General features: G+C 51.6%; 15 protein-coding genes and 1 pseudogene. 4 read left to right on the forward strand and 12 right to left on the reverse strand.

Annotated features, from left to right (window positions below; all coding sequences use genetic code 11):
• Positions 1 to 7: 7 nt before the first annotated feature.
• The gene (locus tag A1332_RS05420) at positions 8 to 1,561 is read left to right on the forward strand and encodes a phytoene desaturase family protein (protein WP_064007539.1); all 1,554 of its coding nucleotides are present in this window, start codon (positions 8 to 10) and stop codon (positions 1,559 to 1,561) included.
• Between the two features lie 151 nt (positions 1,562 to 1,712).
• Here A1332_RS05420 and A1332_RS05425 read toward each other — a convergent pair whose 3' ends face one another.
• Positions 1,713 to 2,912, reverse strand: a complete 1,200-nt coding sequence (locus A1332_RS05425) for a cation:proton antiporter (RefSeq protein WP_064007540.1) — start codon at positions 2,910 to 2,912, stop codon at positions 1,713 to 1,715.
• Between the two features lie 121 nt (positions 2,913 to 3,033).
• Between A1332_RS05425 and A1332_RS05430 the strand changes: the two genes are divergently transcribed.
• The 3 genes and pseudogenes from A1332_RS05430 (at position 3,034) to A1332_RS05440 (ending at position 6,763) form a co-directional block, all read left to right on the forward strand.
• Positions 3,034 to 4,314 (forward strand): NAD(P)/FAD-dependent oxidoreductase, encoded by a 1,281-nt coding sequence (locus A1332_RS05430; RefSeq protein WP_064007541.1) that lies wholly within the window; start codon positions 3,034 to 3,036, stop codon positions 4,312 to 4,314.
• 255 nt (positions 4,315 to 4,569) lie between these two features.
• A pseudogene (locus A1332_RS05435) lies at positions 4,570 to 5,099 on the forward strand (REP-associated tyrosine transposase).
• A gap of 101 nt (positions 5,100 to 5,200) precedes the next feature.
• Positions 5,201 to 6,763: a hypothetical protein gene (locus A1332_RS05440; RefSeq protein ID WP_064007542.1), complete on the forward strand. Its 1,563-nt coding sequence runs from the start codon at positions 5,201 to 5,203 to the stop codon at positions 6,761 to 6,763.
• A 183-nt stretch (positions 6,764 to 6,946) separates the two neighbouring features.
• On the opposite strand, the gene A1332_RS05445 is transcribed toward A1332_RS05440, so the two are convergent.
• From A1332_RS05445 to A1332_RS05495, 11 genes are all read right to left on the reverse strand, one after another.
• On the reverse strand, positions 6,947 to 7,345 hold the full coding sequence (locus A1332_RS05445; RefSeq protein ID WP_064007543.1) for a cupin domain-containing protein: 399 nt from the start codon (positions 7,343 to 7,345) through the stop codon (positions 6,947 to 6,949).
• A 98-nt stretch (positions 7,346 to 7,443) separates the two neighbouring features.
• On the reverse strand, positions 7,444 to 10,719 hold the full coding sequence (locus A1332_RS05450) for an efflux RND transporter permease subunit (RefSeq protein WP_064007544.1): 3,276 nt from the start codon (positions 10,717 to 10,719) through the stop codon (positions 7,444 to 7,446).
• A complete protein-coding gene (locus A1332_RS05455; RefSeq protein ID WP_064007545.1) occupies positions 10,716 to 11,813 on the reverse strand; it encodes an efflux RND transporter periplasmic adaptor subunit in 1,098 nt (365 codons plus the stop codon). The genes A1332_RS05450 and A1332_RS05455 overlap by 4 nt, the downstream gene beginning before the upstream one ends.
• Positions 11,814 to 11,823: 10 nt before the next feature.
• Positions 11,824 to 13,161 carry a TolC family protein gene (locus A1332_RS05460; RefSeq protein ID WP_064007546.1) on the reverse strand — a complete coding sequence of 446 codons (1,338 nt, stop codon included), beginning with the start codon at positions 13,159 to 13,161 and terminating at the stop codon, positions 11,824 to 11,826.
• 122 nt (positions 13,162 to 13,283) lie between these two features.
• On the reverse strand, positions 13,284 to 14,555 hold the full coding sequence (locus A1332_RS05465; RefSeq protein WP_064007547.1) for an NAD(P)/FAD-dependent oxidoreductase: 1,272 nt from the start codon (positions 14,553 to 14,555) through the stop codon (positions 13,284 to 13,286).
• Between the two features lie 41 nt (positions 14,556 to 14,596).
• Positions 14,597 to 14,809 carry a YgaP family membrane protein gene (locus tag A1332_RS05470; RefSeq protein ID WP_064007548.1) on the reverse strand — a complete coding sequence of 71 codons (213 nt, stop codon included), beginning with the start codon at positions 14,807 to 14,809 and terminating at the stop codon, positions 14,597 to 14,599.
• Positions 14,806 to 14,961, reverse strand: coding sequence for a cytochrome bd-I oxidase subunit CydX (gene cydX / locus A1332_RS26415; RefSeq protein WP_020481307.1), 156 nt, complete (start codon positions 14,959 to 14,961; stop codon positions 14,806 to 14,808). The genes A1332_RS05470 and cydX overlap by 4 nt, the downstream gene beginning before the upstream one ends.
• An 11-nt stretch (positions 14,962 to 14,972) precedes the next feature.
• Positions 14,973 to 16,112 (reverse strand): cytochrome d ubiquinol oxidase subunit II, encoded by a 1,140-nt coding sequence (gene cydB / locus A1332_RS05480; protein ID WP_064007549.1) that lies wholly within the window; start codon positions 16,110 to 16,112, stop codon positions 14,973 to 14,975.
• 24 nt (positions 16,113 to 16,136) lie between these two features.
• Positions 16,137 to 17,693 (reverse strand): cytochrome ubiquinol oxidase subunit I, encoded by a 1,557-nt coding sequence (locus tag A1332_RS05485; RefSeq protein WP_064007550.1) that lies wholly within the window; start codon positions 17,691 to 17,693, stop codon positions 16,137 to 16,139.
• The gene (gene cydP / locus A1332_RS05490; protein WP_064007551.1) at positions 17,683 to 17,925 is read right to left on the reverse strand and encodes a cytochrome oxidase putative small subunit CydP; all 243 of its coding nucleotides are present in this window, start codon (positions 17,923 to 17,925) and stop codon (positions 17,683 to 17,685) included. The genes A1332_RS05485 and cydP overlap by 11 nt, the downstream gene beginning before the upstream one ends.
• Before the next feature lie 665 nt (positions 17,926 to 18,590).
• Positions 18,591 to 19,247, reverse strand: coding sequence for a thiopurine S-methyltransferase (locus A1332_RS05495; RefSeq protein WP_064007552.1), 657 nt, complete (start codon positions 19,245 to 19,247; stop codon positions 18,591 to 18,593).
• Positions 19,248 to 19,255 lie beyond the last annotated feature (8 nt).

Here is a 19,255-nt window from a genome sequence, read left to right on the forward strand (position 1 = left end):
ACACTCAATGCGCGGCGTTCACACTGAATCGGAAAAAGAAGTTTACGACGTCGTCGTCATTGGCGCGGGCATTGGCGGCTTGAGTACAGCCGCATTGCTGGCGAAAACCGGCAAGTCGGTGCTTTTGGTGGAAAGGCACGACAGACCTGGTGGATATGCCCATGGCTTCAAACGGCGCAATTTCCATTTCGACTCCGGCGTGCATCTGGTCAGCGGTTGCAGCCCGGAAGGTTACGGCAACGGCAGCACCATCAATAAGATCTGTCGTGCAGTGGGTATCGATCCAGAGGCGCTTTTCATTCCAGTTCAATCTTACGCCCGCGCGGTGTTTCCTGATTTTGAAATTCCTTTGCGGGCTGGCGAGACAGCTTTTGTGGAAGGCTTGACCGAACGTTTTCCGCAGGAAAAAGACCGTCTTCTGGCGCTGATCCGGCTTTGCAAAGTATTGGCGGAAGAAGCGATGCTGGCCGAGGAAGTGTTGTCCCAAAGTAAGGCAACGCGGGTTTCGCCCATGCAGATGCTGGGCAATTTGTTCCGCTATCGTCGCACCACGTTGGCCGAGGCACTGGACGAATTTTTGGTCGATGCCCGCCTGAAAAGCGCTTGCGCGATGCTCTGGCCTTACTTGGGTTTGCCGCCGTCGCAACTGTCGTTTTTGTATTGGGCCTCAATGATGGCCGGTTACACCTACGAAGGAGGCTATTATTGTCGCGGCAGTTTCCAGATTTTCGCCAATCAACTGGCCGCCGCCATCCAAAATCAAGGCGGCGAAGTCTTGCTGAATGCCAGCGTGCGGCGGATTTGCGTCGAGCACGGCAAGGCCTGCGGCGTCGTCTTGGAAAACGGCCAGGTGATCCGGGCCGAAACGGTGGTATCCAATATCGACATCCAGCAAACCGCCGAGTTGTTAATCGGTCAGGAACACTTGCCGAGCGGCTATTGCGAAGGCTTGGCAACGCTATCGCCGTCTTTGTCAATCTTCGCCAGCTATATTGCGACCGACCTGCCTCTCTCTGAGCAAGACCATGCCCATGAAGGCTTTTTTTACGAATCGTTCGACCACGAAGCCAGTTATACGCTCAGCCAAACCGGCCAGAGCAACTGGTTTTCTGCAACCCTACCCTCTTTCGCCGATCCCTCGCTGGCGCCGCCCGGACAAAGCATCATGATGCTGACCACGCTGTGTCCGTTTGACGTGGGTGAATCGTGGCGCATAGCCAAGAGCGGCTTTCAGCAACGCTTGCTGGAAAAAGCCGAGCAGTATTTTCCCGGTCTAAACGACCATTTGTTGGTAGTAGAGTCCGGTTCGCCGCGTACCATGGAACGCTACACCCTTAACCGCCACGGCGCAGCCTATGGTTTTGCACCCAGCCCGGATCAGATCGGCCCGAATCGGCCCAGCGTGGTCGGTGCCCTACCCGGCTTGTTTCACACTGGCCATTGGACCCGGCCAGGCGGCGGTGTGGCCGGCGTGAGTGTCTCGGCCTTACTCGCCGCGCAAGCGGTATTGGGTATCGCGAAGCAAGAGGATTTTTGGAAGATTTTAGGGGTGGACGATTAAGTGGTCCAATAAAAATTAACGCCCACCTTCTCGCCGGGCATATTGAAGGAGCTTAGGATTAGGACATATAAAACAATAGCTTATTGATTCCCCATCACCCCAACCCTCTCCCGCGAGGAGAATGGGCTTTTACGACTGCCGTTTTCAGCCATTATTTGGACCGGAAGACAATCGACTTGATCCGCGCCAACTTCGGCGACACCACCGGTACCGTCAGCATGGTACTAAGCACCGCCATCAATAACAGCGCTGTGAAGGTTTCGCTGCTAATGATTTCTTTATCCAGCAAGACATTGGCAAAGATAATCATGATCAAGGCCTTGGTTTGCAGCAACCAACCGATTAAAGAGGCCTCGCCGCGCTGCCATTTCAGAATTTTTCCGGCCAGATGGATACCCAGCAACTTTCCAAACACCGAGACCAATAACAATAGGCCAGCGACGACCAGCACCGCCGCGCCGCCCATCGCCCAATTGGTTTTTAAGCCGGCACTGATGAAATACACCGGCATCACCGTCAGCAGCAGGTGGTGGCGTAACAGGTCCATTTGGGTTTGATTGAACCAATGACCATCCAGAATGGCGCCTGCCAAAAAGGCACCGACCATGAAATGCAGCCCAGCCCAGTCGGCGGCAAAACCCGTCGCCGCCAAGGCGATAATGCCGACATACCAGCGATCACGTTCCGGCAGCCAGACCATTAGTTTGCGAATCCCGTACGCGCTGATCGCAAAACCCAATAGAAAAGCGCCCTGCCGGCCTACCCGCTCCCAATCCAACAGAATCAAGGCCAGCACCGCCCAAATCGCAATATCGTCCATGCTGGCGTAACGCAAGATGCGCTGGCCGATAGGTTGGCGCAAAACTTCCAATTTTTCCATCAACAAAATCAAAATCGGCAGCGCTGTTACCGCGCAGGACATGCCTATCCCCAGCACAAATTGCCAGGACATAGCCTTGGCACCCATCCAGCCCTCGAACATCAGCATGCCCAAAGCGGCAAGGCACCCAAGCCCCAAGGGCACGCCTAGCGCCAGCCCGGCAGTTATACTGGTCTCCAATCGGTGTTGCCATGCTTGGCGCAAATCCAATTCAATACCCGCCACCCAGACAAACAGCATCACCGACCACCAGGCGATGCCGTTCAGTGCTTGTATGACCTGTTTGTTAAATACGAAAGCATAATAATCAGGAAATGCGGCACCCAAAATGCCCGGTCCCAGCAAAATCCCGGTAATGATCTGCACCACCACCAAGGGCGCGAAATAATCGGTTCTGCCGATTCGCCAAATCAGATACGGCAGGCTGTAGATGATAGTTAGGGCAATCAGAAATATTTCAGTGGTGTTCATCGGCCAATCGTTTGGAGTGAGTCGCGTTAGGAGGGTATTATTGCAAAATTACCGTCCGTCAACCGATGCATGAAATCCACGATGAAACTAATCCCGCTTTCTTTAGTACAGGTGAAACAGCATGTCGCAAACTGAAAGCTTCGATGCCGCCGTCATCGGTGGCGGCCCGGCTGGCGCCAGCGCGGCAATCATGTTGGCCAGAGCGGGCAAACGCGTAGTGTTGTTCGAACGCTCGCGCTTTCCGCGTTTTCAAATCGGCGAATCCCTATTGCCGGCGTGCTGGGAAATCTGGCGGCGATTGGGCGTCACCGAAAAAATCGAAGCCCAAGGCTTTACGGTCAAGCAAGGCGCCAACTTTGGCATGTTTAATCAAAAACCCGATGTGTTGCTGCTGACGGCGGAATATCCGGGGTATTTCGAACGTCCCTATACCTATCACGTGGAGCGTGCCCGATTCGATGAAATTTTGCTGGAGCATGCGGCCGAATGCGGTGTGGATGTGCGCCGGGAATGGTCGGTAGCCGATGTGTTATTCGACGGCGAACGCGCAATTGGCGTCAGCGCCGGCGAGAATGGCGCTGACGCAGCGCCGATTCATGCCGCAGTGGTGATCGACGCCTCCGGGCGCGAGTCGTTGATCGCCCGCAAATTAAACTGGCGGCGGCCTTTGCCCGAACTGAACAAAATTGCCCATTTCGCCCATTTCAAAGACGGCTTTCGCCGCGACCCGCACGGTTTTATTAACTTTGGCGAGGTTATGGACGGCTCGGTAACCACCGACATTCACACCATCGACGGCGGTTGGGTTTGGTACATTCCGCTACGAGACAATATCACCAGCGTCGGCGCGGTATTGGATACCCGTTTCGCGAAGAGCCTTGGCGATTCGCCGCAACAACGCTTCGAGACAGCCATTCAAAGCTGCGAGTGCGTGCGCGAATGGCTGGCAGGCGCGGAGCAAGCCATGGACATCAAAACCATTTCCTCCATTGGCTATATGAACGAACGCTTTCACGGCGACGGCTTTTTACTGGTCGGCGATGCCTCGATGTTTGTCGATCCGGTATTCTCCGCCGGGGTGACGCTGGCGATGCGCAGCGGCGTTTACGCCGCCGATGCTGTGCTGGACGGTTTTGCCAACGGCGACGATTTTAGTGCCGCGCGCTTCAGTCATTACGAAGCCCGCATCCGCGAACCGATGGGCCGGATATTCCAGATGATTTACAACTGGTACCGGATCCTGGAACAAAAAGACGCCAACAACATTATCCTACGCTCCCGGCAAAGCCCCATGCTGCGGGAACGCTTTATTGTCCTGCTCTCCGGTGGCTACGATAAAGTCAGCATGCAACAAATTCTGGAAGCGGCGGATGAGCCTGAGTCGACTTATTTGATTTCGTAAGGCTGGCTAATCGCCGCTTTGACTAGACATTTCAAATTCCAGGTAAATCTTTAGCCTTTGAAAGTAGCGAATTGGTGTTATCACCCCAAAGAAGGCAAACCCGGTTTTCGAGTGAACGGCTGATCTGGACCATACAGCAACCAATTCATCCCAGTAGTGGTTTCAAAGTTTCAAGCTGGCTGCAGGGCGGATAAGCGTAGCGTCATCCGCCAAATCGGTTGAACTTTCCTAATGCCAAACTATTGACGCAATCGCATTCCTGGCGGCACCTATTTTTTCACCGTTAACTTGCTTGAACGGAGATCGTCGCTACTGATCGAGTATATTGCAGAGTTACGAGAAGCGGTGCGAGTGATCCGGGAAAAGCAGCCATTTCACTAGTGCCCTTTGGGTATATCGATGCTTGGGTGGTTTTGCCTGATCATATGCATGCGATTTGGACATTACCGGCCGGCGACGATCAATATTCCAACCGATGGCGGGCGATAAAAAAAGCCTTTTCGAAAGCGATACCAAAAACCGAATATCGCTCTGCAATCAGAATAAAACGCCACGAGCGAGGGTTATGGCAACGTCGTTTTTGGGAGCACACTATTATCAATGATGCCGACGATGCGGTACATATGGATTACATCCATTACAACCCTGTGAAGCATGGCTGGGCAATCGCGGTTAAGGATTGGCCATATTCAAGTTTTCATCACTTAGTTAAAATGGGTGTTTATCCGTTAAATTGGGCGGGGTTGGGCTTGGCATTGTCGGAAGTTGGTGAGCCGGATAATTGACGGTTTTATCGGCGGATGACGCTTCGCTTATCCGCCCTACGACCCTAGGTTCCGATGATATACAGGCCTATCTAATCACTAGTTAGCACAATAGGGAAAATATGAGAGACGTAGGCTTAATGGGAGAAAGTACTTTCAGTCTTTGGTGTGCTGATGCCGGACTCATTTCAAATGGTTCACAAATAGATAAAACAGGATGGGATTTTTTTGTTGAATTTCCCTTCAACTCGGAACTTGAAGGAAATCCAATTGAACTTCATAAAGCTGCGTTTGAATGCAAAGTTCAAGTCAAAGCAACTGATAAACAAGAAAGAAAGCTTCCAATAACATTATCAAACCTAAGGCGACTAATCACAGCTCAAATGCCTGCATTCTTTGTTTTCATTGAGTTTGATGGTACTGATTCCGCAAAAAGAGCTTTTGTTGTTCATGTTGATAATGAATTAATTTCTAAAGTACTTAGAAATTTGCACAAAATTGAACAAAGTGACGTTGAAAACAATTTTAATAAAAGAACAATGACCATTCATTATGGTACAGAGCATGAGATGTCTGTGCTTAATGGAAGCTGTCTTAAGAGTATTTTAAACAAATATATTGGCACAAATTTATCAAAGTATGTATCAAATAAAATGACGCATCTTAAGTCTACTGGCTTTGAAGATGGTTTTGCACAAATACACTTTACAGTAAACGATGAAGAGAATTTAAAGCAGCTTATAGATGTTTCCTTGGGCATTGAAAATGATGTGGAATTATCTACATTTAAAGGAACTCATACTCGATTTGGTATCGTTGCTAAAAAGCCATTTATAGCGAACATTGGTGGTCGACTAGAAATGCCGAATCTTGAACCAAACGGGGAAATTTTAGTTAGGTTTAAAGAAAGTAAGCTATCTCCTGTAGTATCATTTAAAGCGAAATATTTTAGCTCACCATTTAATATAATGGTTCCTGATGAACTAAAAAAAATTAGAATTGAAGGTGATTTTTTTGATTTGGCATTAAATCCATATACTGGTTCCGCACATTATTCATTTTCCCTAGAAGAAGGTGTTCGACTAGAAGTACAAAAATTTAGAGATGCGTTAAAACTCCTTAATTTATTGAACTCCTCAGGAAAAAATATTTTTGCTGAATTAGTTTTTGAAGGAGGGGGAAATATAGAATTCAAAGTAGGCTGCACAGATGCACGCTTCGATTTTTCAAAAGAGCTAAAAACCATTGAATGTGCTGTAAAACTGCTTTCGGAGTTTGAGGTATCAGAAGTTGTGGATATATCATTTTCTGAAATATCTCAATATGAAAATGAAATATGTCAAATGGCAAGTTTAATAAATGCTTCACCTAACCCTTTTAGGGTTGAATTTAATGTAGTCGGTGAGGGGTTTGATCCCAACAAAAATGTTGCAAGTATTTTTCTAATGACAACTCCAATAGGAAGCCATATCTTTGGTTTAATTATCGTTTTAACAGGTATGGTGAAAGTTTTGGATAATGAACGCTACGAGCTGTTAACAAATAATGCTTCAATTGAGAAACGGTTAATCTCAAGAAGAGATAATTCTATCAAAAACGAAGACTTATTATCTGAAATAGAAATTGTAGAAGAAAGATACGAAGCCGATTATTCCGTTGTTACTATGTTTGACAAAAAGTGCTAACACCCAAATCACTTGACGTAAACTGACCATTCAGAGATTAATCTCAAAGGTCTGAAATTAGCCGAAAATGCCGCGCAATGGTGTTATGTTTTCTTTTCTAGCGAATCCGAAAAAAAGATGATGGCTAATGCCAGAGGAAAAACCATCAGCCAGAAAACAAAGTGCGCTTAATTCGTTGAGGCCTTAATGCTTAGTCGGCTTCGCCGCCGCAAGCTCGAATATGATGATTTCCGCTTCGCTTTTGCCGACGTTTTCCACGGTCATTTCCGCGCCGGTTTCCCAGAACACCTCGCCTTGGCTATAGACTTTGGTTTGGCCGTCGTCAGCGACTTTCAGCTTGCCCATCACTACATATCTCGGGCCGGGTCCTTCGTGGGTATGCAAGGGGGTTTTGTAGCCTTTGGGGAAGCGCACCCGCAGCACATGGCTTTCCACTTCTTTACTGGGTAAGGTTACCGGTTTAGTCATTAACAATTCGCGCGAGAATTTGCTGGTAGGCTCGTCGGCTTGCACCAGCGGCGATAGACTCGTCAATAATCCTAAAACGGCAAGTAAGTAGCAAACGCGGTTTGGCTGTTTCATAAAGTGGCCTCAAAAATAAGGGATGGGTTATGGGTGGGGAGTATACAAAAAACACTCGGCAACGCGCCCGCCGGATTTTCTCGGCGGGCGCTAGGGAACTATTCTTCGACTTGCACTTGCTTGGGCATGTCGCGATTGATCAAAAAATACACCAAGGGAATCACCACCAACGAAAACAAGGTGGAAGCGATAATTCCGAAGATAAAGCTCCAGGCCAAGCCGGAGAAGATGGGATCGAGCACGATCATCACCGAGCCCAGCACCGCCGAGGCCGCTGTTAAAAAAATCGGATTCAGACGCGTGGCGCCGGCTTCGATGATGGCGTCGGCCAAACTGATGTCCGGATTACCACGATAAATGTTCTCGATGAAATCAATCAGAATGATCGAATTGCGTACCACGATCCCAGCCAAGGCAATCATGCCTATCATGGCTGTGGCGGTGAAATATACCGGATCGGCATATAGCCCCACATCCGATGCAAATAAGTTGATAAACCAAAAGCCCGGCATGATGCCGATCACCGTCAGGGGAATAGCTATCATCATGATCAGCGGCACCCCCAAGGAGCCGGTCTGCCCCACCAACAGGATATAGATCATCACCATCGCTGCCGCGAACGCCAAACCAAGGTCGCGGAATACATCGACGGTGATTTTCCATTCGCCCTCCCCGGCCATTTCCGCGCTGTAACCGGCTGGTAGCGGCTGCTGTTCCAAAGCGTCTTGCAGATCCCACACTGCTTCCACCGGGCTGCGGCCGGCCATTTCGCCTAGCACATACGACACCTGGCGTAAGTTTTTGTGGTAAATGGTTTGATCGGCAAGTTCGTGGCTGAATCGACCGATTTCGCTTAAGCGGATCAGATCGCCTTTCGCCGATTTAACCGACAGGTTTAACAAATCGGCCTCGGAGGAACACGCCGCTCGGGGGTATTGCAGCGTGATCAACAAAGGTTGCCGTTCGCTGGCGATATGCAAAGTCCCGGCTACGCCGCCTTCTACCGCCAGTTTCAAGCTGCTGGCTACCTGTTGACTGGTAATGCCCAAGAGCGCCGCTTTGTCCTGATTCAACACAAATTGCCATTGGTCTTGCGGCGCTTGCACATAATCGTCCACATCCACCACGCCCTCCGTGGTTTGCAAATGTTCACGAACGTGTTTGGATACGCTCACCAAATCCTGATAACCGGCTTCCGGCGGTCCGTAGATTTCCGCCACCACGCTGGACAACACCGGCGGCCCCGGCGGCATTTCCACAATTTTTAGGTTGGCGCCGAATTTTTGACCGATCCGTTCTATATCCGGGCGCATCCGCAAAGCAATGGCATGGGATTGCTGCTCACGGCGGGTTTTGTCAACGAGGATGATGCGCAGGTCGCCGACATAGGCGCCCTGGCGTAAATAGTAATGCCGCACCAAGCCATTAAAATCCATGGGCGATGCCAAACCGACATAAGTCTGATAGCTGCTGACTTCGTTTACGGTGGACAGATATTGGCCTAAAGCTGTGGCCACTTCATTGGTCGCTTCCAGCGAGGAGCCGCGCGGCATATCGATCACCAATTGCAGCTCGTTTTTATTGTCGAAAGGCAGCAATTTCAATGGCACCACGCGGGTCACGGCCATCAAGGTTGAAAGGACAAACGCCACAAACACCGCCAGCAAAAACCACAAGGCTTTGGATTTATGGTTCAGCAGCGGCGCCATGATGGCTTGGTACAACTTGAAACCGCGGGTTTCCTGGAGACGAAACTCCGGTCCGTGATCTTTACCGTAATCGCCTTTTAACAACTTGTAGCTGGCCCAAGGCGTCACCGTAAAGGCGATCAGCAAGGACATCAACATCGCAATCGGCACGTTAAAGGCCATGGGCGCCATGTACGGCCCCATCATCCCGGTAATAAAAAACATCGGTACGAAGGACATGATCACCGCGAAGGTTGCCAAGATGGTCGGCGGGCGAATTTCGTCCACCGCCGTCAACAATGCCTGTAACGGCGGCTCTTTGCGCAGTTTGTAATGGCGATGAATGTTCTCGACATCGACAATCGGGTCATCGACCAATAAGCCCAAGGACAGAATCAACGCGAACAGCGTTACCCGGTTGATGGTGTAACCGAAGATCAAATCGCATAACAAGGTAATCGCAAAAGTCATCGGCACCGCCAATGACACGATCAGCGACTCCTTGAAACCCAGCGCCAGCGCCAGCAGGACGATGATGGTCAGAATCGCGATACTCAGGTGCATCACCAATTCGTTGACCTTGTGATCGGCGGTTTCACCGTAGTTGCGGGTGACTGTGACTAGCACTTCATCCGGAATCAGCGTGCCATGTAGTTCTTCGGTTAAGGCCAGCACCTGCTCGGCCACACCGACAGCATTGCTGCCGCGCCGCTTGGCAATGGCGATGGTAGCCATTTGCCGCTCTTCGCCGGCCACCGGTAAAGGACCGCCCTTGTGCCCTACCGTTTTCATTTGCTCAACGCCGGGACCGAAGCCGATGCGGGTGTAGTATTCAGTGTCTTGCGGGCCATCGACGATTTGCGCGACATCGCGCAAATACACCAAGCGGCCCGCGACGTTTTTTAAGACCGTCGCCCCAATCTGCTCGGGGGTTTCGTAATGGGGCCCGGCTTCCAGCAGGATTTCGTTGTTGTGCTGATTCAAACGCCCGGTCGGCAGATTGACGTTGCTCTGTGCCAAAGCTTGCTGTATTTCCGGCAGGCTCAGGCCGCTGGCTTGCAACTTGGCGGAATCGGGGTACACCGAAATCTGGCGCGGTGCCGCGCCGATAACCCAACTTTTGCCCACGTCGTCGATGGCACGCAAACGTTCAATCAGCTCTTCGGCGATGCGGCGCACCGCCATAATGTCTTCGTCAGCCTTGGGCATGGACAGGCTCAATAGCAAGATCGGGACGTCATCGATTTCCACCGGCTTGACTACCCAATCGCTGACGCCGGGCGGGATGATGTCCAGATTGGCTTGCAGCTTATCGCGGGTTTTGATCAAACTGTCTTCGATACTCTCGCCCACCCGATAGCGCACCGTCACCAGCGACTCGCCGGGCCGGGAGGCAGAATAGACATATTCCACCCCCTGGATTTGCTTGAGTAATACTTCCAGCGGCGTGGTCACGCGCTTTTCTACTTCTTCGCTGCTGGCCCCCGGATAATGCACAAACACATCCATGACCGGCACGATGATTTGCGGGTCTTCCTCGCGCGGCGTCAAAGTCAGCGCTGCCGCACCTGCTAACAGGGAAATCAATAAAAACAGCAGCGATAAATGCGAAGTGGTGAATAAGCGGACGATGGCAACCGTGATGCTGTCCTTTTTCGCTTCCACGGTTTTGTTCAACTCACTCATTGCCCCAACCCAGCGTTACTCAAGATGGTTTCGCCTGCGCGCAGTCCGGAGAGTATTTCGACCTGATCACCATACTGTTTGCCGGTGCGAATATGTCGGGTAAGCAGCCGTTGCCCGTCCAGCACTTTAACCGCTTGCAGTTGCCCGTAATGCAAAATGGCTGCTGACGGGATCATCACAGCTTGCTGCGCGCTGGCGCAAGCCAGTTCCAGCCAGCCGAATTGGCCGTGTTGCAAACCAGGCATATTGGGCAACTTGACTTTTACTGCCAGAGTGCGGGTTTGCGGATCGATTTCCGGCGCTATTTCGTCTACCGTCGCCGCTAGCGTTTGCTGCGGCGTATCGAAGCGCACCTTCACTTCCATGCCTAACTTGATGGCTGCGGCACAGTGGCTGGAAATGGCTGCTTCCAGGCGCAAGTCATCGGGTTTGTGCAAAGTGACGATGGCTTGATTAGGAAAGCCCATGTCGCCCGGCTCTTGCAAACGCTCACCGACTACTCCGTCGAAAGGCGCGCAGAGTACGTTTTCACCGAGCATCACTTTACTCTGTTGCGCGGAACTGGCCGCTTGATTGGCCATGGCTCTGGCACTTTGCGCTTGCGCCAGTACTGTTTCGTAGTTTTGCCGGGTGGCCGCTTGCTTGTTGTAAAGATCGATAATGCGTTTTTCTTCGGCATTGGCCTGGGCCGCCTGGGCCTGAGCCGCCGCCTGCCCCGCGCTGGCAGCATTGTAAGCCGCCCGCAAATCGCGATCATCGAGACGGGCAATGACCTGGCCTTGTTTGACTTTGTCGCCAGGATTAACAGCTATTTCCAGAATGCGCGCATTTAACTTTGGGGCAATTTTCGCCGCCAAGCGAGATTTGACCACACCTTGCCAGGACAAATTGTTCTCCGCAGTCTGTGTGCCTACTTTTAAGGTCTGGGCACCGGCGGGCAAGCTACTCTCAGGCAGTTCGGTGTTGCCTGGTTCGGTCTTTTTCTCGCCGCCCAAGATACCCAGCGCAAATAAAATCACCAGCAACAGCGCCGTAATTGCAGCCGCGGGGATAAGCCATCTCGGCGAATGTGATTCAGAAAAATGTTCGGTCATCGTGACTCCTTTATTGCCAGTAACCGGTGGCTTGTTTGAGTTCCGCTTCGGCCCGCAAGGCATCGAAACGCGCGGTGATTTGTCGGGTATGGGCCTTATCGCGCGCCACTTCGGCTTCGATATAGCGGGTCACCGTCACCACGCCGGCTTGGCGCTGTTCATTGACTAATCGCAAGGCTTCTTCTGCGGCTTTTACCGCTACGGCGCTAACTTCCGCTCTACTCAACGCGTCTTGTAGCTTGACTTGCGCCGATTTCAGCTGATGTTCAATACGTAAGCGGGTCTGCCTGGCGGCCTCTTGAGCGGCAGTCAATTCGTGCTCTGCTTTCTTGATTTTTTCCTGCGTCGCAAAACCGGAAAACACATCCACTTCCACCATCACGCCCGCCGTAACGTTATCGCGATTACTGCTGAAGGCCAGATCTTTACTATCAGAACCATAGCTGACAAAGGCGTCAGCGCGGGGTAAGTGAGCTGCTTGGGCAACATCAAGCTGACGTTCGGCCATCGCCACGCGCTTCTCGGCCGCTTGCAATTCGGGATGGTTGCTCAGCGCCTGATTGAGTAATTCGTCGAAAGCCGCAGGGTTGGCCGGTAATGCGGCTTGCTGCGTCGAGTTAATGGCAAAGGGGGCGTTGGTCGGTAGTCCCAGCAAGGTTTTCAACATACTCTGCGCCAACTCAATAGCGTTAGCGGCCTGGATTTCCGCGTCCTTGGCTTCCGCTAATTGCACTTCCAGCGACAATACGTCGGATTTTAAGACGGTGCCGGCATCAAAGCGAATTCGCGACTGATCCAGCTCGCTTTGCACTGCTGTGATGGAGCGTTGATTAATCTCGTGCGCTTCCATCGCCGCCAACTCGCCGTAGTAAGCCGCTGTGACGTTATTGACCAACTGATTGCGGGTCGCGGCCTTTTCCAGTTCCGAGGTTTCGATACCCAGTTCCGCGGCCTGTTTACGGTAGTAATCTTGACCACCACGAAACAACGAGTACGTCGCCGTTACTTGTGGCCGATAGTTATCCACGCCGCCGGGATGATTGAAGTCGTTGCCCGTAAAGCTGAGTCGACGCTGGGCAATGATCATTGCAAAGGCTTGGGCCGGATTATCGCTATGCTGATAAGACAAGCTGGCTTTGATTTGCGGGTAAAAACTGGCCAAGGATTCGCCCAACTGCGCATTGGCCTGTTCGATACGGGCTTGCATCATGCCAAGCTCGGGATTGTTCGCCAAGGCGGTTTCAATGGCTTGCTCCAGGCTGTAGTGACTGGGTTCAGCATCGGCCAAGGCCGTATCTATAACCAGCATCAGTGCGAAGGCCAGCCGCCAAAAATATCGATGTGTCATTGAGTAATCTGCATTCAATTAGGGCAAATGGGGTGGTATGGAAGCTTAGACGCTTAGTTCCTTTGGTAGACCAAGGGCACAGCCGTGTTCTTCATTCCATACCAGCACGGCATAAACCAGTGTCAGCCTTTCAGACGCATAATGCCAAACATTTTTAAGGTCAGTTTTTCGTAGTATGGCTCGCTGATTCCCTTGCGGACTTTGCGCATGAAGTATTTTTCATAACCAATTTTAGCTAAATGCACCCATTTACCACTTGAAGCCCACTGCACGTTACGCGGCGGAATTTGCGGCATGGCCAGGAATGCCACACCCGAATCGCCAAAGTCCGCCAGACACAATGCATTCCAGGTGCCTTTTTCTTTAGGCTGTTTGCCATCCAGTTCCGCGCGGATATTGTGCGCGGTGGCGGTGACCATCGACTCGATCATGTAACCGGTTTTTGGCGTACCGGTAGGCACCGGGGTTTGCTCCAGTGGCGGAATGGCGATACAAACGCCAATCGAATATATATTTTTGAAAGTGGGGTTGCGTTGATTCTCGTCAACAATCACAAAACCGCGTGGATTGACCAGTTTATCAATACCAGTCAATGCATCGACACCTTTAAAAGCCGGCAGAATCATGCTGTGTTTGAATGGCAATTCATGTTTCTTTTTCTCCTGGCCGTTTTCATCGACTTCGGTGACATACATCATGCCGGCTTCGATCTTGTCGATTTTGGCATTGCAGATCCAATTGATGTGCTTACTGCGCATCTCGGCTTCGAGCATACCTTTGGTATCGCCCACGCCGCCCAAACCCAAATGGCCAATGTAGGGTTCGGAGGTGACATAGGTCATTTTGACTTTATCGCGGATTTTACGCTGGCGCAGGTCGGTTTCGGCGATGAACATATATTCATAAGCGGGACCGAAGCAGGAAGCTCCCTGTGCGGCGCCGACTATGATCGGACCCGGATCTTCGACAAACTTGTCCCAAAACTCACCCGACTCGCCGGCGTGATCGACATGGCACACCGATTGGGTATGGCCGTTGGGACCCAAACCCGGTACTTCGTCAAATGCCAGTTTAGGACCGGTGGCGATCACTAAAAAATCGTAATCGACCTGCGAGCCATCGGCCAATTCCACTTGATTGTTTTCCGGGTGAAAGCGCGTGACTTTTTGTTGAATGAAGCCGATCTTCTTTTTCTTGAACATGGGCGCCAACTCCACCTTGATGTCTTCCGGCTTGCGCCAGTTGACCGCCACCCAAGGATTGGACGGTACAAAGTGAAACGTCGGCGTATCGGCGATCACCACTACCTCGTCTTCTTTCCGCGCGTTTTCTTTCATTTCCAATGCCATCGGGATACCGCCGATGCCTGCGCCTACAATTACAATTTTTGCCATGAGACTACTCCTAATTGAAAGATAATTATTTATTGCGGCCGCTACTGGCAGCTTTCTTTAATGCCCAATTTTTTAAGAATCATTTCCAACGGGCAGAATCGGGTAAAACCGCTTTGAAACAAATTGGCCCCGACGAACGCGGTAAACCAAAGCCAGTTGCTTGACTGAAATAGCGGGCTTCCTTCAACGCCCAGACTCAGCGACAGGAGCACAAATAAGCCGGCGACGATTCGCACAATACGGTCTGTGGTCATGACAACCTCTCTTTGCTGCGTTGCGCCAAGCTCTCGCAAGATTGATCGATGCCGTGATGATCGATGTCGCACACCGATTCCAGCCACATGGCGTTGATGATGGCAAAGGACGCCGCGAAACCGACGCCGAGTATCCAAGCGAAATACCACATGATGTGTCTCCTTAATAAAGTGTGTGGCTGTCTTTAAGAACAGCGGCTTCGGTAACGCTGCCCCACATCACCCGGTACACAAAGCGGGTGTAGAGCAGCACGATGGGCAGAAAGATGATGGTGATCCAAAACCCCAGCAATAAGGTGTTGTGGCTGGAGGTACCGTCCCACAAAGTCAGACTGGAACCGGGAGCGGTTGAGGAAATCAACAGGAAGGGAAACAAACCAAAACCGACGGTCAGTGCCACACCGGTAATGCCCAGGCTACTGAGTACGAACGCCCCCGTCCTGGACTCGCCCTTGCCTAACAGCCACGCCAGCGCGATACCGGAAAACGCAGTCAGCGGTGCCAGCCACATCCAGGGATACGTCATGAAATGATGCAACCAGCTTGCGCCATGGGCAATCACGGTTTTATGCAAGGGATTGGACGGTGCATCGGTAGCCGCCATTTGGGTAATTTCCGGACGATCAATGCCGACGAATACCCAAACTGTTGCCGCTGTTAACGCGATTAACAACATCGGCCCCAAGGCATTAACGGTATTCACGGCGCGCTGATGAATTACGCCTTCACTCCGCCATTTCAAAAACAATGCGCCGTGAAAGGTCGTTAGCAACAGCCCCGTCACACCACACAGTAAGGCAAACGGACTCAACAGCGCCCAGAATGAACCGTCGTAAAACGAGCGCAGATCTTGGTCGAAATGAAACGGCAGGCCCAGTATCAAATTGCCCACCAACACACCGAGCAAAACCGGCGGTAAGGTACTGCCGATGAACAGGCTCCAGTCCCAACTGTTGCGCCAGCGCGGATCTTCGATCTTGCTGCGGTAATCGAACGCGGCCGGACGAAAGAACAAGGAAAACAACACCAACAGCATCGCCACGTATAGCCCGGAGAACAGCGTGGCATACACTGCCGGCCAAATCGCGAATATGGCCCCGCCCAACAGCACCAGCCAAACCTGATTACCTTCCCAGGTGGCGCCGACGGTGTTGATAATCACCCGGCGCTCCACGTCGGTTTTACCGATAAACGGCAGTAAGGTGCCAACCCCGAAATCAAAGCCTTCAGTCAATGCGAACGCAATACCGACGACACCGATAAAGACCCACCAGATCAGGCGGATAGTTTCATAATCAAACATAATGAACTCCTGTTGACGAATGGTTTAGGCGGGTTGCTGTTCGAGACAATAGCGTCCGGTATGCAAGCTGCTGGGTCCGAGGCGGACGTACTTCAACATCAGATACATCTCGATGATCAGCAATATCGTGTAGAACAACGCAAAGCCGCCGATACTGAACCACAGTTGCCCGGCACTAAGGCTGGATACGCTCATGTGGGTAGGCAATACACCCGAGATGGTCCAGGGTTGGCGGCCGACTTCGGCAACAAACCAACCGGTCTCGGCGGCGATCCAAGGCAGTGGGATGCACCAGACCGCCATGCGCAGTAACCAACGTTTTTGATCGGCAACGCGGGTGGCGCAGTAGTAAAAAGTCATCGCAAAGATGAACAGCATGATAAAACCGCAAGCCACCATGATGCGGAAGGTCCAAAATAGCGGCGCGACTTTAGGAATCGTGTCGTTGGCGGCTTTTTGGATGGTCGCTGCGTCGGCGTCAATGACCTTGTCGGTATATTTTTTCAGCAATAAGCCGTAGCCCAGGTCGGCTTTGTGCTCATCAAAGTGCTGTTTGACGCTGGAGCTGTTGTCCCCGGCGCGCAGCTTTTGCAGATTATCGTAAGCCACCATGCCGCTCTCGACACGCTGTACGCTATCTTCGCGCAAATCTTTAAGACCTTTGACCTCCTCGTCGATGGAGCGGGTAGCGATCAGGCCCAATACGTAGGGAATTTTAAGCGCCATATCGGTTTTCTGATTGTCCTGATCGGGCAAACCAAACACGGTGAAACCAGCAGGGGCCGGGTGGGTATCCCACTCCGCTTCAATGGCGGCCAGTTTCATTTTTTGAGTTTCGCCGGAGGTGTAACCGCTTTCGTCGCCCAAGACGATGACCGATAAGATGGAGGCCAAGCCAAAAGCCGAGGCTATGGAAAACGAGCGTCTGGCGAAACCAATGTCGCGTTTGTTCAGTAAGTACCAGGAACTGATACCCAGCACGAACATTGAGCCAGTCACATAACCCGCCGCGACGGTATGCACAAATTTGACTTGCGCCACCGGGTTGAAGAACACATCAGCAAAGCTGGTCATCTCCATGCGCAGGGTTTCGTAGTTAAATTCGGCGCCCACCGGATACTGCATCCAGCCGTTGGCTATCAGAATCCACAAAGCCGATAAACTGGTACCGACTGCCAGCAGCCAGGTGACGGCGAGATGCTGCACTTTGCTGAGTCTATCCCACCCGAAAAAGAACAAACCCACAAAGGTCGATTCCAGAAAGAATGCCATCCAGCCTTCCGCGGCCAGTATTGGCCCGAAGATGTCGCCGACGTAATGCGAGTAATAAGCCCAATTGGTGCCGAACTGAAACTCTAGCGTCAAGCCGGTGGTGACGCCCATGGCAAAGTTGATCCCAAACAGCTTGCCCCAAAACTTGACCATGTCCTTGTACACCTCTTTGCCGGTCATCACGTAGACCGACTCCATAATGCCGAGGATAAAAGTCATGCCCAGGGTCAAGGGCACAAATAGAAAGTGATACAGCGCGGTTAGCCCGAACTGCATGCGTGACAGCATGACTATATCGTCACCGAACATGGCGAGACTCCTGGGTGGGTTGTGAAGAAAAATCGGGATTGATTTGGACCGGCGCGGCGGGCAAAGCAAAGTGCGCGGCGATGTCCGGTTTAACCGCGGGGCGCTCTTGCCAGCGGAAGATCAGAAACCAGAGACCGGTGAGCAGGATGACTTTTATCAACAGCGCTACGGCTATTTCCCAGCGTAGCAAGCTGGATTTTGCAGGAACCGAATGATCGGCAGTCTCTGTCATAGCCGCCTCCTTCTTTAAAGTGATGGAAATGCTTGCGGGTAAATAGGCCTTCTGCGGCTTATTTCGAGGGAGCAGTGTCTGCTGGATAGCTCGGATATAAGGGTTAACAGCGCCCGGCAACCCAGCTTTATTTGTAGTGTAGTTTGGTATTGAATCCGATACCCGCGCTAACGAGATATGAGTCAAATGCGCCGGAACGCCGCTTGTCATCGCCCTCGTATCTTGGCGGCGACCGCCTCGCGGCGAATGGTTGTGTCTCGGGATATCTGTTTCTGAAAGTTGACAGGAAAACATGCTCGCTTCACAAATATAATTAATCAATAATATTTTTATATCAATTTGCGTGCCAAGCGTAATTTCTCCGATTAATCAAGGTAGACAAGGACCGGACCACTATCATCCAGCGCAAAAGACGTTTCATAATGAAACATTGAAACAGTATTAGGTAATTTGAAACATAGGTGAAACATGTCGCGCCGATTGCGCAACAATCTGCCGATTTATTAACCCGGCCCTTACATGTCCCTGTTCCCATGAAGGCGAGAGCCCAGCGGCTTAAATCGCTTCGCTGCGCGGTCTAAGGACTTTAACTTTCGCGGGAATGACGAATCCAGGAAATTTAAGAGCCGGGTTGATAAGCAACTGGCAACTATCTGCTTCGTCGACTATCGAACCAAAAGTTTATAGGTTTGCTCCACCATTTTAGTTAAGCCGCGCTCTTTAAAATGCAGTTCGGTCGCCAAGGCATCGTCGCTGGTCAGCAATTCCACTTCACACCAGTGGCTATATAAACGCTCAACTTCGTCGGCTTGCACGCTAAATGGCGGCCCCGGCATTTCGTGCTGGGGATAATCGAATGCTATCAGCAACATTTGCACGTTGGTCGGCAACAGGGAGGACAGTTTCATCACATAATCGATGCGCATATCCGGCGGCAAGGCCACCAGCGCCGCCCTATCGTAAACTGCATCAAACTCGCCGACGTCGGCAGTTTGTAATGCAAAAAAATCCCCGCAGAAAATCTGCAAGCCATCGACCTCGCTGACCCAAAAATCGCCCTGGCGCCGCACGGTTGGCTGCAAATTGTTATCGGCGAAAAACGACTCGACAGCCAATGGACTTAATTCCACACCCACCACTTGATAGCCCATGGCCAACAGCCAGAGCAAGTCCTTGCTCTTCCCGCACAGCGGCACAAACACCCGGGCTTTTTGCGGGATAGACAAGCGCGGCCAATGTGTTTGTAAAATCGGATTGAACTCATGCTTATGAAAACCGATTTGGTTCTGCTGCCAACGCTGATGCCAGAAATCATGATCCATAGCCTGCC

Source organism: Methylomonas methanica, from assembly GCF_001644035.1.
Lineage (GTDB): Bacteria > Pseudomonadota > Gammaproteobacteria > Methylococcales > Methylomonadaceae > Methylomonas > Methylomonas methanica_A.

What these genes read in the sequence shown, in the direction of transcription:
- A1332_RS05450 (WP_064007544.1), bottom strand. Translation starts at nt 10,719, where the DNA reads ATGAGTGAGTTGAACAAAACCGTGGAAGCGAAAAAGGACAGCATCACG.
- A1332_RS05495 (WP_064007552.1), bottom strand. Translation starts at nt 19,247, where the DNA reads ATGGATCATGATTTCTGGCATCAGCGTTGGCAGCAGAACCAAATCGGT.
- cydP (WP_064007551.1), bottom strand. Translation starts at nt 17,925, where the DNA reads ATGACAGAGACTGCCGATCATTCGGTTCCTGCAAAATCCAGCTTGCTA.
- A1332_RS05460 (WP_064007546.1), bottom strand. Translation starts at nt 13,161, where the DNA reads ATGACACATCGATATTTTTGGCGGCTGGCCTTCGCACTGATGCTGGTT.
- A1332_RS05465 (WP_064007547.1), bottom strand. Translation starts at nt 14,555, where the DNA reads ATGGCAAAAATTGTAATTGTAGGCGCAGGCATCGGCGGTATCCCGATG.
- A1332_RS05440 (WP_064007542.1), top strand. Translation starts at nt 5,201, where the DNA reads ATGAGAGACGTAGGCTTAATGGGAGAAAGTACTTTCAGTCTTTGGTGT.
- A1332_RS05455 (WP_064007545.1), bottom strand. Translation starts at nt 11,813, where the DNA reads ATGACCGAACATTTTTCTGAATCACATTCGCCGAGATGGCTTATCCCC.
- A1332_RS05470 (WP_064007548.1), bottom strand. Translation starts at nt 14,809, where the DNA reads ATGACCACAGACCGTATTGTGCGAATCGTCGCCGGCTTATTTGTGCTC.
- A1332_RS05430 (WP_064007541.1), top strand. Translation starts at nt 3,034, where the DNA reads ATGTCGCAAACTGAAAGCTTCGATGCCGCCGTCATCGGTGGCGGCCCG.
- cydB (WP_064007549.1), bottom strand. Translation starts at nt 16,112, where the DNA reads ATGTTTGATTATGAAACTATCCGCCTGATCTGGTGGGTCTTTATCGGT.
- A1332_RS05425 (WP_064007540.1), bottom strand. Translation starts at nt 2,912, where the DNA reads ATGAACACCACTGAAATATTTCTGATTGCCCTAACTATCATCTACAGC.
- cydX (WP_020481307.1), bottom strand. Translation starts at nt 14,961, where the DNA reads ATGTGGTATTTCGCTTGGATACTCGGCGTCGGTTTCGCGGCGTCCTTT.
- A1332_RS05485 (WP_064007550.1), bottom strand. Translation starts at nt 17,693, where the DNA reads ATGTTCGGTGACGATATAGTCATGCTGTCACGCATGCAGTTCGGGCTA.
- A1332_RS05420 (WP_064007539.1), top strand. Translation starts at nt 8, where the DNA reads ATGCGCGGCGTTCACACTGAATCGGAAAAAGAAGTTTACGACGTCGTC.
- A1332_RS05445 (WP_064007543.1), bottom strand. Translation starts at nt 7,345, where the DNA reads ATGAAACAGCCAAACCGCGTTTGCTACTTACTTGCCGTTTTAGGATTA.